General features: G+C 47.8%; 12 protein-coding genes and 1 pseudogene. 6 read left to right on the top strand and 7 right to left on the bottom strand.

Annotated features, from left to right (window positions below; translation table 11 throughout):
- The first annotated feature begins 60 nt into the window (after positions 1-60).
- Complete coding sequence (locus C7R91_RS26725; protein ID WP_047070774.1) at positions 61-819, top strand: MBL fold metallo-hydrolase; 759 nt, start codon at positions 61-63, stop codon at positions 817-819.
- Complete coding sequence (locus C7R91_RS26720; protein ID WP_047070772.1) at positions 816-1,553, top strand: class I SAM-dependent methyltransferase; 738 nt, start codon at positions 816-818, stop codon at positions 1,551-1,553. Before C7R91_RS26725 ends, C7R91_RS26720 begins: the two co-directional genes overlap by 4 nt.
- Positions 1,554-1,610: 57 nt before the next feature.
- Here the strand turns inward: C7R91_RS26720 and C7R91_RS26715 are convergent, their stop codons facing one another.
- Both C7R91_RS26715 and C7R91_RS26710 read right to left on the bottom strand, forming a co-directional pair.
- Positions 1,611-3,452, bottom strand: a complete 1,842-nt coding sequence (locus C7R91_RS26715; protein ID WP_047070770.1) for an ABC transporter ATP-binding protein — start codon at positions 3,450-3,452, stop codon at positions 1,611-1,613.
- Position 3,453: 1 nt separating this feature from the next.
- The gene (locus tag C7R91_RS26710) at positions 3,454-5,184 is read right to left on the bottom strand and encodes an ABC transporter ATP-binding protein (protein ID WP_047070768.1); all 1,731 of its coding nucleotides are present in this window, start codon (positions 5,182-5,184) and stop codon (positions 3,454-3,456) included.
- A gap of 158 nt (positions 5,185-5,342) precedes the next feature.
- Here C7R91_RS26710 and C7R91_RS26705 point away from each other — a divergent pair.
- Positions 5,343-5,724, top strand: a pseudogene (locus tag C7R91_RS26705) (VOC family protein).
- Positions 5,725-5,801: 77 nt separating this feature from the next.
- On the opposite strand, the gene C7R91_RS26700 reads toward C7R91_RS26705, so the two are convergent.
- The 3 genes from C7R91_RS26700 to C7R91_RS26690 all read right to left on the bottom strand — a co-directional run bounded on the left by C7R91_RS26700 (position 5,802) and on the right by C7R91_RS26690 (position 7,935).
- On the bottom strand, positions 5,802-6,218 hold the full coding sequence (locus C7R91_RS26700) for a VOC family protein (protein ID WP_047070766.1): 417 nt from the start codon (positions 6,216-6,218) through the stop codon (positions 5,802-5,804).
- Positions 6,219-6,298: 80 nt separating this feature from the next.
- Positions 6,299-7,606 (bottom strand): FtsW/RodA/SpoVE family cell cycle protein, encoded by a 1,308-nt coding sequence (locus C7R91_RS26695; RefSeq protein ID WP_047070764.1) that lies wholly within the window; start codon positions 7,604-7,606, stop codon positions 6,299-6,301.
- Positions 7,603-7,935: a PadR family transcriptional regulator gene (locus C7R91_RS26690; protein WP_047070762.1), complete on the bottom strand. Its 333-nt coding sequence runs from the start codon at positions 7,933-7,935 to the stop codon at positions 7,603-7,605. Before C7R91_RS26690 ends, C7R91_RS26695 begins: the two co-directional genes overlap by 4 nt.
- 167 nt (positions 7,936-8,102) lie before the next feature.
- Here C7R91_RS26690 and C7R91_RS26685 point away from each other — a divergent pair, with 167 nt between their 5' ends.
- Positions 8,103-9,362: a hypothetical protein gene (locus tag C7R91_RS26685; protein WP_047070760.1), complete on the top strand. Its 1,260-nt coding sequence runs from the start codon at positions 8,103-8,105 to the stop codon at positions 9,360-9,362.
- A complete protein-coding gene (locus C7R91_RS26680) occupies positions 9,341-9,562 on the top strand; it encodes a GyrI-like domain-containing protein (protein WP_106786240.1) in 222 nt (73 codons plus the stop codon). Before C7R91_RS26685 ends, C7R91_RS26680 begins: the two co-directional genes overlap by 22 nt.
- Before the next feature lie 58 nt (positions 9,563-9,620).
- Here the strand turns inward: C7R91_RS26680 and C7R91_RS26675 are convergent, their stop codons facing one another.
- Complete coding sequence (locus tag C7R91_RS26675) at positions 9,621-11,006, bottom strand: hypothetical protein (protein WP_047070758.1); 1,386 nt, start codon at positions 11,004-11,006, stop codon at positions 9,621-9,623.
- Positions 10,990-11,532: an RNA polymerase sigma factor gene (locus tag C7R91_RS26670; RefSeq protein WP_047070756.1), complete on the bottom strand. Its 543-nt coding sequence runs from the start codon at positions 11,530-11,532 to the stop codon at positions 10,990-10,992. Before C7R91_RS26670 ends, C7R91_RS26675 begins: the two co-directional genes overlap by 17 nt.
- 218 nt (positions 11,533-11,750) lie before the next feature.
- Between C7R91_RS26670 and C7R91_RS26665 the strand changes: the two genes are divergently transcribed.
- Positions 11,751-12,689, top strand: coding sequence for an ABC transporter substrate-binding protein (locus tag C7R91_RS26665; protein ID WP_047070754.1), 939 nt, complete (start codon positions 11,751-11,753; stop codon positions 12,687-12,689).
- Positions 12,690-13,188: the final 499 nt, after the last annotated feature.

Raw genomic sequence — 13,188 nt, 5'->3', positions numbered from 1 at the left:
GTCTGCTCTACTCTTGCGTTACACTCCTCTTTAAGATCAGTCAGTCAGGAGGGACAACGTATGAACCAGATTCACTTTCTCGCCATTTCGTTTATGTACAATGGATCTGCACAGGTCATTACCCCGGTGCTGTTGCAGGATGAGCATGAACTGATTCTTGTGGACTGTGGGTATCCGGACTTTTTGCCTCTGCTTCAGGAGGCTGCCCACAAGCAACAGCTTACGCTTGACGACCTTACAAAGGTCATAGTGACACATCACGATATGGATCACGTCGGTTCTTTGGCAGCGTTAAAAAGAACCTATCCGCACCTCGAAATCATCGCCTACGAAGCCGAAGCACCGTACATCGCCGGACAAAAGACATCTTTGCGATTGGAGCAGGCGCAAGCAACCCTGGACCATCTGTCACCGGATGAAAAGCAGCACGCGAAGGAATTTATTCGGTTTTTGCAGTCCATCGAGCCCACTGCGGTTGATCGAACCGTAACGAATGACGAACGCCTTCCTTGGTGTGGCGGCATCGAGATCATTCACACACCTGGACATATGCCGGGACATATTTCGTTGTATTTGATCGCAAGCAAAACGCTGATTGCCGGTGATGCTGTTGTCATCGAAAACGGTAGACTCGAAATCGCCAATCCGTCCTATACGCTGGATATGCAGGAAGCGATTCGCTCTGCCCGCCGCTTGCTCGATTATGACATCGAGCAGTTGATTTGCTATCACGGTGGAGCGTTTCACGGGGACGTCAAACAAGCGCTGCGGGATCTACTCCAAGGCTACGACCCGACCCGGGAGGTTTTGCACGGATGAAACAGAACAAATACGATGAGCAAGGTTTTTTCACCACATACAGTCAAATGGCCCGTTCAGTTGAGGGACTGACCGCCGCGGGAGAATGGCACGCGTTTCGAGAGCTACTGCCTTCCCTTCGCGAGAAAAAAGTCCTCGATCTAGGCTGTGGCTTCGGCTGGCACTGCCGATATGCCCGTGAGCAGCAGGCCCGCTCCGTTGTGGGTGTGGACCTTTCCGAAAAAATGCTGGCGCGTGCCAAAGCGACGACAACGGATCCTGCCGTCGAGTATCTTCGTCTTCCGATTGAAGACATTGATTTTGCTCCAGAGGAATTCGACGTCGTTATCAGCTCCTTGGCCATCCATTATGTGGAGCGCTTTGACTTGCTTTGCCAACGTGTTTATCACTGTCTTGCTCCTGGAGGTTCCTTCGTTTTCTCCGTGGAGCATCCCGTCTTCACTGCTCTGGCTGAACAGGACTGGCATTACGGACCCCAAGGCGAGCGCTTGCACTGGCCAGTGGACAACTATCAGCAGGAAGGCATCCGGCATACCAGCTTTCTGGGTCATGAAGTCATCAAGTATCACCGAACGTTTTCGAGCTATATGAACGATCTCCTTGCTGCCGGATTTCACCTAACAAAAGTCGCTGAACCTGGTCCTCCGGAAGAAATGCTGGACATACCCGGGATGCGAGACGAAATCCGTCGGCCGATCTTCTTGTTGATCGCCGCCAGCAAACCAGCATCCTAACCGATAAAAAAACCCCCGGTCCTCCACGTCATTTCCGTGTTTGGACGGGGGGCTCTGTTATTCCCCAGCAGCCTCCAGATTTTTAAACTGGTTGTAAAACAATTGATAATAGGTATCTTTTTGCTCGATAAGCTCGTCGTGACTGCCTTTTTCCACGATTTCTCCCTGATCTACGACCATAATCGTGTCGGCATCCCGAATCGTATTAAGCCTGTGTGCAATGACAAAGCTCGTTCGCCCCTCCATAATGGTGAGGAGCGCATCCTGGATGTTCAGCTCAGTCCGTGTGTCAATGCTGCTTGTCGCCTCGTCGAGTATGAGCAGCGAGGGCTTGGCGAGTATGACGCGGGCAATCGCTAAAAGCTGGCGTTGTCCCTGACTCAGGTTGCCCCCATTTTCCGTCAGCATCGTATCATAACGCATCGGGAGCCGATTGATGAACACGTCCGCATTTGCCATTTTCGCAGCGGCTACTACCTCCGTATCTGTCGCATCCGGCTTGCCGTACATGATATTTTCCTTGATCGTACCGGAAAACAGGTACGTATCCTGCAAAACAAAACCAAAGCTGCGCCGCAAGCTGTCACGCGAGTATTCTCGGATGTCTTTTCCGTCCAAATAAATCGTACCCGAGGTCACATCGTAAAACCTCGTGAGCAAATTCACAATGGTGGTTTTGCCTGCACCCGTCGGTCCGACTAGCGCGATAGTGCTCCCTGCCTGTGCCTCAAAGCTGATATTTTTCAAAATCAGTTGGTCTGGTCGATAACCGAAGCTGACCTGATCAAAAAATACGTGACCCTTGGGCTGTGCAAGCACAGTGGCACCCGGAGAATCCAATGGCTCCTCTTGTTCATCCAATACCTCAAACACCCGCTCCGCCCCAGCAACACCGGATTGAAGCACATTGAAAATGTTCGCGAGGTCGTTCAGCGGACGGACAAACTGGCGGGAATAACTGAGAAAGCTCGCAATCACGCCGACTGTAATCCATCCTTTTACAGCGAGAACGCCTCCGACAATCGCGACCATGGCAAAGCCGAGGTTGTTGATCACGTTCATGATCGGCATGAGAAAGCCCGTCCAGACTTGTGCCTTCATCCCGATCTTGCAGAGCCGGTCATTGATCGTCGTAAAGTCCTCAATGGCCTTTTGCTCATAATTGAAGGCCTGCACTACCTGAATGCCTGAAATCGTCTCTTCAATGTGCCCGTTTAGCTTGCCCAGCTCCATCTGCTGATTTTTGAACAGTACGCTCGTTCGTTTGGCAATCGTTCGTGTGAGTAGGAACACAAGTGGTACCGTGATCAGACATGCGAGTGTCAGGATCGGGGACAAAACGAGCATCATCACCAGCGAACCAAGAAGCACGATCCCTCCTGACATCAACTGCGTTGTAGATTGAGAGATGGAGTTGCTGACGTTGTCGATATCATTCGTGAGCCTGCTCATTAACTCCCCGTGCGTACGCGCATCGAAATAAGAAATCGGCAACTTTTGCAGCTTGTCAAAAAGGGTTTGCCTCAGGTTCGTAACGATCCGTTGCGAGATGCCTGCCATCAACCAGCTTTGCAAAAACGTCAATGCCCCATCCAAGATGTACGAGCCGAGCAGGGCAAGAATGATGATAGACAAAAAGCTAAGAGCTTCCTCGCCACCTGTCATCGCATCAATCGACACTCCGATCAAATATGGCGCAGACAGCATGAGGAGTGCATCGACAAAAACAATGACAAATACAACCGGCAGCAGCTTTTTTTCTTTGCCAAAAGCTTGCCAGAGCCTTTTTAGCGTACCCGAAAAATTCTTGGGCTTACTCACAGGACCTCTGGCAGCACCATGTCCAAAGCCTCGACCAGGTCTCGGTGAAAAGACAGGCTGTTGCTTCTGTTGACTCACCTTACTTCACCTCCCTGCCGACTTGTGACTGAAAGATTTCCTGATATACCTGACAAGAGGTCATCAATTCGTCATGCGTACCGATGCCAACGACTTCCCCATTATCGAGCACAATGATTTTATCCGCATCCATGACAGACGTGATCCGCTGTGCGATCAGGATGCAGGTAAGGCCAGCCGCGTAAGCTCGAAGTGCATCCTTAATCTTCCCTTCTGTCGCCACATCTACCGCACTCGTGCTATCGTCGAGAATGAGGATTTCCGGCTTTTTCACCAAGGCTCTGGCTATGGAAATGCGCTGCTTCTGTCCTCCAGAGAAGTTGACTCCTCCCTGCCCTACTCGTGTCTCATAGCCATCAGGAGTGGCGGAGATGAACTCGTGAGCCTGTGCCATGCGAGCCGCCTGCTCAACCTCCTCGTGGGTCGCCTCTGCCTTGCCCCAACGAATGTTTTCCAGCACCGTGCCTGTAAACAGCATTGTTTTTTGCGGCACAATCGCCATTTTTTCGCGCAACCGCTTGGGCTCGATGTCTCGTACATCCATGCCATCGACCCGAATCGTTCCTTCCGTTACATCATAAAACCGTGGAATCAAGCCAACCAAACTGCTTTTTCCAGCGCCTGTCGACCCGATAATACCGACGGTCTCCCCAGGCAGACAAGTAAACGAGATCTGCTTGAGTACCGGCTGGCCGCCCTCTCCATCATACGAGAAGCTGACCTGCTCGAAGTCGATGCGTCCCTTTTTGCCTGGAAGCTCGTGAGGTTGTCCCTCTTTCCAGCTCATTTGGTTTACCTCAGCAAATACTTCCCCGATGCGTCCCGCTGATGCTTTAGCCCGCACAAACATGTTAAATACCAAGGAAATCATCATGAGTGAAAACAGGATTTGCGTCATGTAGTTCGTAAACGCGATGATATGTCCGACTTCGATGCTTCCTTGTTCTACGCCAAGCCCCCCAAGCCAGAGGACTGCGACAATTCCGAGGTTCATCGTCAGCATGATCGCTGGACTGAAGATAGACATTACCCGCGTAGCCGATACCGATTTGGATTGCAGCTCCTCGTTTGCCCGTGTAAACTTGCCACGCTCAAAATCAAAACGATTGAATGCCTTAACAACTCGTACACCAGATAAATACTCACGCATCGCACCGTTCACCCGGTCAAGTGCTTGCTGTACCTTCAGGAAGAACGGGAAACCAATTTTCATATTCAAGAAAATAAACAATCCCACAATGGGCACGACAATTGCGAGAATCACAGCCAAATCCGCGTTTAATTGGGTTGCCATAAACAACCCGCCAATGCACATCAACGGCGCTTTGACGAATATTCGCATCATGCCGTTTACAAACATCTGCACTTGATTGACGTCATTGGTCAGACGTGTCACGAGTGAGGCTCTATCGAACTTGTTCAAGTTTTCAAAGGATAAGGACTGCACTTTGGAAAACAAATCTGCGCGCAGCTGCGCACCGAAGTTTTGTGAGACGTATGTGGCCAGCACATTGCGGATCGATGCCGCAACGGCCCCGAGCGCCGTAACGAGCAGCATCAGTCCGCCTGTCTTGAGCACGTAATCCATATCCCGGTTTGCTACACCCGCATCGATAATGTGCGACAGGATCGTCGGCTGCAAAAGATCACATACCGCCTCCACAGCCAAGAAAAACATGGAAATCCCGGCGACTACGCCGTATTTTTTTATGTATTTATTGTAGAAGCGCATCCGTTCACCCCATCTGTGTTCCTACGTACAAGATAACGCTTAGCTAGCGAAATGTCACGAGTGATTGTCAAAATGAAAGTGTAGGACTAACAGGTTTTTCCTACCATTGTCGTCGAAATGATAGGCAATAGATTTTTAGTCGAATGGGAGAGGAAACGATGGCTCAATCACTGTTAAAAGGCATGGAAGGGGGTTTTTATACCTGTGAAGGACCCCGGTGCCTCTGCAAAATGGTATGAAGAAAAGCTTGGGTGCATACCTTTGTTTGTGGAAGAGGAGGCGGTCACGATGCGGATTTCCGATGAATCAAGCACCGTTATTTGTCTCGTCCGCGTAGAGAACCATCAGCCTATGACATTTCCGGAAAATCAATTTGGTGTCGGCAAATACTATAATTTTCTTCCCGCGGACATTGAGGCAGCACATCAGCTGTTAACAGTGCGTGGAGTGAGGGTAACCCCGATTGATGGATTTGGGTCTACGAAGGTGCTGACGTTTTTTGACCCAGATGGGAATCCGCTTGGAATGTGCCAGTATTGAATGGACAAAAAGGGCAAAAAGCTGGAATCACTTTTACGATCCCATGCTTTTTGCCCTCATTTCGTTTACTCGGTCTTTTATTCCTGTGGAACAGCGCCTTGATCCATATACAAGAACTCCCACAGATGGCCATCCAAATCTTGAAAGCTCCAGCTGTACATAAAGCCGTGGTCAACCGGGTCATTCGATGGAGTTGCGCCCGCAGCTAATGCTTTGTTTACAATCTCATCGACCTGCTCTTTACTGTCCGCAGACAACGCGACAATCACCTCGGTGCTTCTCGTTGCATCCGTCAGCTCTTTTTTCGTAAACGTTTGGAAAAACTCTTCTACGAGCAGCATGGCAAAAATGTTTTCACCGATCACCAGGCATGCTGCATTTTGATCCGTAAATTGCGGGTTGAATTCATAGCCAATTGCTGTAAAGAAGTCGATCGATTTGTTGAGGTCCTTCACCGGTAAATTGACGAAAATTTGTTTGGATTGCAATGCCATGTGTACTTCCTCCTCGGGTTTGTTTTTCCTTGATGTCTATATCCTATCATTACCGATCTCCCGAGGCTTCTTATGGATTGCTATTTTGCCAGGAAGGTATGTGGCTTTCCGATTGAGCTTCTGTGCCGATGAACGCTTAGGGCGAGACCGAGGACGGTGAAATGAGCCAAAGAAGTCCCTATGTTGCCATAGCTGAGAAAAGGAATCTCTAGTCTCACGATTGGCAGCATGCCGGTTGACATCAGCAGTGGCCAAATGAAGAACAGGGAGAATAAAGGAACGATACTGACAACGAGATGCTTCCCATACGGCTCGTCCACTTCCTTGACGACTCGAGCCAGTCTCATTATAAACAGAGCAACGGCTAACAAGATCAAGATTCCCGCAATCCAGCCATAACTATGGATTAAGTACGTAAATTTGAAATCGGAGTCTAAATAAGGCATGCTCGGTAATGGAGCATTGAAACCCTTTCCCCAAAAACCTGCCGAGCGAATTGCTTCCATCGACGTTAGATATACATATCCCCTTCCGAGCGGCTCTTTGGTCGGCTGCACCCAGTCCAGCACCCTTCCTAGCGTGTATCTATCCAATAAACAGGCACCTGTCCAAACAAAAGCAGACACAATCACTAAATAGAGTTTTTCTTTCCGGGCGGTTTTCGTATACATCATGAGTATCATGAATCCAAATAGGTAGAGCATGAGGTCCATAAACGATCCAGCCATAACAAAGAGGCAAGCTGGCAACAAAACAAATACGGTCAGCTTGGAAGCTATGCTTCGAAATCGCCACGTCCTAGCAAGCAGCATACCCGCAATGCTTATGAGAAACAAATACATGGACATTGCCACAAAATCGATCTTAATCGAACTGCTAATGTACATATATGTTTTTCCATTCATTGTATGGCCGTACGCAAGAATGAGAAAAAACACGCCCACAGTCAGCACGTACAAATGCAACGAGTACGGCAAAAGCTTCCGATAATCCGTGAAGGTAACAGCGAGCATCACCCCGATACCCAATAAGGCATAGAACCAGTATCTGTCCAGTTTAAACTCGATAAAACTGACCTGCATTCCATACATCGTAAACAGCCCAACAGCCAGGAAAGCCATCACATATACCAGAAGCCTCCACTCCACTTTGGGCTTATAAATCTGATGCAGCTGCTTCCCAACCGCAGCAGAATCCCCCATTTGCAAAATGGCTTGCCTTACCGCTTCTTCCTCTCCCAACCCCTCGTCCATCTGCTCATCCATCAAATCTAGAAGGTGACTTTCCAGCTCATCCCGAATTCTGCGATGCATTTCCGTTGCCCGCACATGTCTACATACTTGATCGAGATAGTCTGCAATCAATGGATGTGTATTCGCCTGCTTCATGCTCTTCCCTCTCCTAACACCCGATCAATCCCATCGCGGAACGTATGCCACTCGAGCTTTTTCTCCTTCAATTGTCCGCGGCCTTCTGGCGTAATCCGATAGTATTTACGCTTCCTCCCATCCTTCTCATCCCAATACGCTTCCACATAACGCTCCGCTTCCAGCGCATGCAGGATCGGATACAGTGTCCCTTCTTTTAGCGTAAACAGACCATTTGACTCCTTCTCGATGGCTTTCGCGATCTCATACCCGTACATTTCCTTTCGATCCAGCATCGTTAAGATCAGGATCACGGTACTACCTTTTAAAAGCTCCTTATTGATTTTCATAGTGCCTCCCGATTTAACCGCGAATACCTAGATAAACAATACATCATAAATCTATGTATGCAATTCTATCATCCAAATCTTGTAAGATCAACACATGTGTAACATCCAACTTTCGAGAAACGTCTACCTTCTACATACAAAAATGGAAAGAGAACGTGATTCTACCTATGAAAAAGACCAACTACGTCAACATTATGTTCGCTCTAAGCCTTACTCTATCAATCGTTCCTTCTGTCGCACATTCCGAAAATGCCATCCGTTCAGACAGACCGGAAACGACCGTACTCAAGTACGTTCCGACAGATAAAGAGATTCAGGTACCACTTGGACTAACGGAACCATTTTTCGTACCATTTGCAGGATCGAGTCCGAATGATCCCTATTACAAAGAGTTCAAGCAGAAATGGTTCCCTCATTTTGCCCTTGTTTCTCCTACCGGGAAAGTAATCGATCAGCAGGAAGCGTTATTATATCCAGGCTACATCAGTCCATTGCAAAACGGATATGGCTTTTTTCATATTATTACCCACTTTGGTAACAGCTCGTTTATTATTTTCGATCAACAAGGCAACACACAGGAAATAACCACCTATAACGATTACCTCACGCAAATAGACGGAGAGTGGTTTTTGTATTCTCCCACAAGCTATACCTCTTATCTGTACAATGCTCGTACGAAAATATCCAAGCAGATCACAGATGAGGAACTATTTCCAATCTCGAGTGAGCATACGGGAGAAAAAACTTTCGATATTCATCACTACCCTTTTGTCAAACGTAACGTAAAGGATGGCATGGTTTTATCCTACAAATTTGGTTTAAAAGATATGAATGGCAAAATACACGCGAAGCCGTTCTTTGATGAGTACATGGGATACAGCGAAGGATTGCATCGCGTGAAAATAAATGGCATGACCCACTTTATTACGCACGAAGGAAAAGTCGTACTGAAGCCTTCACGAAATTACAAGGTGGAATCCAACTTCCATTCCGGTGTTTTTATCGTGTCAGGCAAAAAGGACAACGAAGAATTTTACTTATTGATGAATAAAAAAGGGACATTCGCTTCGAAAAAGTATGCCTTTCTGAAAGAGACGAGTGACGGGCAGTTTATTGCGGTGTCGAAAACAAAGGACGGGTATTTCTTCCAGAAAATCAATGCGATGGACAAACCAACCACTACTCTCCCTTACAAGCTGGATAAACCAGAGCAGCTCAAGCAATTGAAACAGACTGGCAAGCTTTTTCATACAGACACACAAATCATTGCAGACGTGGCGAACAAGCAACCATTCCCGTTTCCGCACAAGCTGCTCACGCCTCCTAGAAGGGAAACCGTTTCTATGGAATATACGGTAGGCGGCAAGAAATATATCGGTACGTTTACGCATGATGGGACGAAGATATATGCCAGAGAGCTGAAATAGCTGCTGGAGGGACATTTGCAAAAGTAACACACAAGGGACCTGAGACAAACTTGGCCGAGACGTATGGTTTTCTTTACGGGTCCTGGCTCTCTGAATCGGGATATGACTATGCCGGATTTGATTTTGAGTATTGGGACGAGCGCTACAAGCCAGAGCAGGAAGGCAATGAAATTGATATTTATGTTCCGCTCTTCAAATAAGAGAGATAGCGAAAAACCAGGGAATCCTCTCCCTGGTTTTTCTGTTGTTTCGATGTTATTAACTACGCACCCACTCCCCTGTCAGTGCATCTACCATATAGAGCGGTGTGTCGTGATAATAAATATGATAGACGAGACGCGGTTCTAATTTTCCTGTAGTTGGATTCTCCATCAGCTTGTAGACCAATCGGAGCGGGCGATGGGTGACGTATACGTTAGTCGCGTCTTCCCGTGACATTGCCTTGCTTTTGTCAGGAAGCTGCTTAGACTCTATGGTATACGTAGGATTGACTCCGATCACCTGTTTCCTGTCCACATCAAAATGAACCGTATACCCTCCCATAATCGGTATTCCCTGATGGGACTTGAAGAATTGATAGGTCTCGATGTTGCCTTTTCTAGTCGCAGAACCAAGTAGCAGTTCTTTGGTGTCTAACGGAAGGTATTTCTGAAATTGCTTTGCTGCTTCTTGTACATTTTCCAGCTTCGGATGAGGGAGCTTTTCCTTTTTCTCATGGATATTTTCATACCGATAGTTCAGAATTTTTCCTGTATCTGTTACTACGGTCAGTTCTATTTTCTGTTTGGTTCGCGTTTCCATTTTGTACGTATGTACTACGTCTGAGTCTTCTTGAATAACGAAGGAAAACGGAGGCTCGAATCCCCACTCCCGAAAAAGTCTATCTGCTTCTTCGATGTCGGGAGCTACCAGCTTTATGCCTCCCGGTTTCACAGGAATTGGCGGCATATCTACTAGACTGTAATCGGGATGATAGCGTTCTGTGGGGTAAATTTCTCCTGTGATGGCATCAATGTCACCTGAAAAAGGAAACTCATATTGCAATCGCCCTTCCCACTCTGAATAGAGCAGCCGGGCGCTCTGTCCAAAAATTTGTTCTGCCTTTTTTACTGGCATTGCCTTTTTGGGATCAGGAAAGACCATGCCTGTCGTATCATTTGTCCGTACTTCTTTTTTATGATTCCTGCCCGCCTGGTCAATTGTAAATGTATATTGGTCTTCGAGAATCGGTATGTTGTTCACCGTCTTGTTCATCACGACATGACCTGTTTCTGTATTGGACAGCATGCCGTTTACCGCATATTGGCTTGCATCTCGCCCTGCCAATTCTTGCAGCAGCTTCTTCGCCTGCTCGTATACAGGATGGGCGGGAAGCTGCTGACTACTTGTTGCTGTCACCTGAGGGTCCATGAGTTCGTTTTGCCCCATCCCAGCCATGATGTACAGCCCAAAGCCAAAAGCGATCACGACTGCTGTCATCCCCGCTGTCAACGGATTCATGAACAGCCGTCCCTTCTTGCCAACCCGACTCGTTTCTTGTTCCAGCACAGTACGTAAACTCTCTACAAACTCCTTACGTGGGGGTGTACTTTTTTGCAGAGACGCTAACCGTTCCAGCATATCTCGTTCATTTTGCCAATCCACTGTACAACTCCCCCTTCTTCGTATGCGACAGTTTGCCATGCAACAGCTTCAGTGCCCGGTGCATCGTCGTTTTTACGTTTGATTCTGAACACCTCAGTATTTCGGCAGTCTCTTTGACGCTGTACTCTTTAATGCCACGCAGTATGACAACCATGCGGTAATGCGGTGGCAGTTCCTTGATCGCAGCGATCAATTCCTGCTCGTCCTCCCGGCTTTCCGCTTCCTGTGCCGGATTCCCTTGCGAGGCTGGCATCACGACAGACAGCCAGTTTCCTGACAACAGCTTTTGCCACTTGCGTTTTCGATAGTAATTCATCGCTGTATGCTTCGCGATCGCAAACAGCCATGTCTTCATTTCGGATCGCTCTTCAAATCGTTCAAGCGAGCGAATCATACGCAAAAAAACCTCCTGCGTCAAATCTTCTGCATCATTCTGACTACCGGCAAAGTACAGCAAAAATTGATACACATCATGATAATGCCGCTCATAGATGGTCATGACCTGATGTTTCATTTCTTCATACAAAGAAGCTCCTCCATTCTCTTGCTGTCGGCTGATTGACTACTTTTCTATGCGAAAATTTTCTTGGATACCCATTAGTGTCTTGCGCAGGAAAAAGGTTACAGCAGAATGTTTGAAAATGTTCAGGAATGCAACAGCGACGGATGGATCGGGTAGCCTATAATTTACATGAGTCCTGCTACTTTCCTGATAACACAAGAAGTAAGAACGGAGTGACCTGTATGTATAAACGGCTACTAGCTATCCCGATTGCCGCTTTGCTCCTCGTCCTGTCAGCCTGCGGCAATGGTGGACAAACGGGCGATTCAGCGGCATCGAAACCGACCAGATCGATCAATTACCTAGGCAACACTTATACAATTCCAGCTAGAACCAAAGAAATTGTTTTCGTTGGCTTCCCTGCTTCGTATGAAGATTCTTTCTTGCTGGGAATCCCGCCCGTCGCAGCTACGGTGGATAAAAACGGAAAGTTTCCCGCGGAATATCAAGCCATCATCAGAAATGCCAAGCATCTCCCTTATCATATTGCAGATAGCATAGGTGAGCTGGTTGCCCTCGAACCTGACGTCATCATGACAACCGACAAGACCTCCAAGGAAGACTTGGCCAAATTGCAAACCGCTGCATCCGTCATTCCCGTATCTACCAACGGAGCTGATTGGCAAGAAAACTTGCGTCTGCTTGCTGATGTTCGTGGAAGAGACGACAATTTGGATACCTTTATAGGTAAAGTGAAGCAAAACACACAGGAGCTCCGCGACAAACTCGCCGCACTTCCAGAAAAGAAAGTGCTGACGCTGTGGTTCCAGGAAGGCTCCTTCTACGCGTATCCAAAGGATGAACGGTACAATTACCTGTTATATACGGACTTAGCCCTGCCTGTCCCAGATGTCGTCGCCAATATTCAGGAGCGTACCGCGCTCTCTATGGATGCTTTGGCAAAAGAAGATCCCAACTACTTGTTTGTGATGGTCACCAAGGAAGACCAGCCCGCTTTCAAGCAGTTGCAAGAGCAGCCTGCATGGACAAACCTAAGCGCAGTCAAAGCAGGTCAAATGTATATGAATGCAGTTGAACCCGGTTTGGCTGGTGGCACGGCCTACAGCAACCAATCGTTTTTAAATGCGATTCGAAAACAGATGCTAAAGATGAGTGAATAAGAAGATGAGCTTTGCTCATACTATACTCATCGAGCTCGGTGGTGTGTTTTCAATCATGCTGTAGTCCTTTACGGAGGCGATGTGCCATGGATGATTTACACGATCACCTAGTGAGTAAGGGAAACCGTACACTGCTTTAAGCTTCTAACTTCATACTGGAGGTAGATGCGTCGCACGTGATGATCGGTAGCACCTCAAAACTAACGAGCTCGATATATGCCGTCTCCTTTATGGAGGCGGTTTTCGTTTATAGGGAAAACCCATTTGTCATGCTGTAGTGGTGGGGAGGAAACAGGAGAAAACGCTCAGCTTCTTGTCCCACCATCAGGGTAGCGTAAGCTGCCCGGCTCCATGAAAAAAAGCGAAACCCGCGTCCAAAGTCGTCCATTCAGGATGTGTCTCAGAGGTGGACGCTAAAAGCTTGTTTCTCTTTTTTTCATTGCGCCTCGGTCGGTGTACCAAAGATCTTCGCTTATTTCTCCTGTTTCCTCTACGAGCT

The sequence above is a fragment of the Brevibacillus formosus genome, assembly GCF_003013405.1.
Lineage (GTDB): Bacteria > Bacillota > Bacilli > Brevibacillales > Brevibacillaceae > Brevibacillus > Brevibacillus formosus.
The sequence above is the reverse complement of the archived record's forward strand: the minus strand, read 5'-3'. Positions and strand labels throughout refer to the sequence as shown.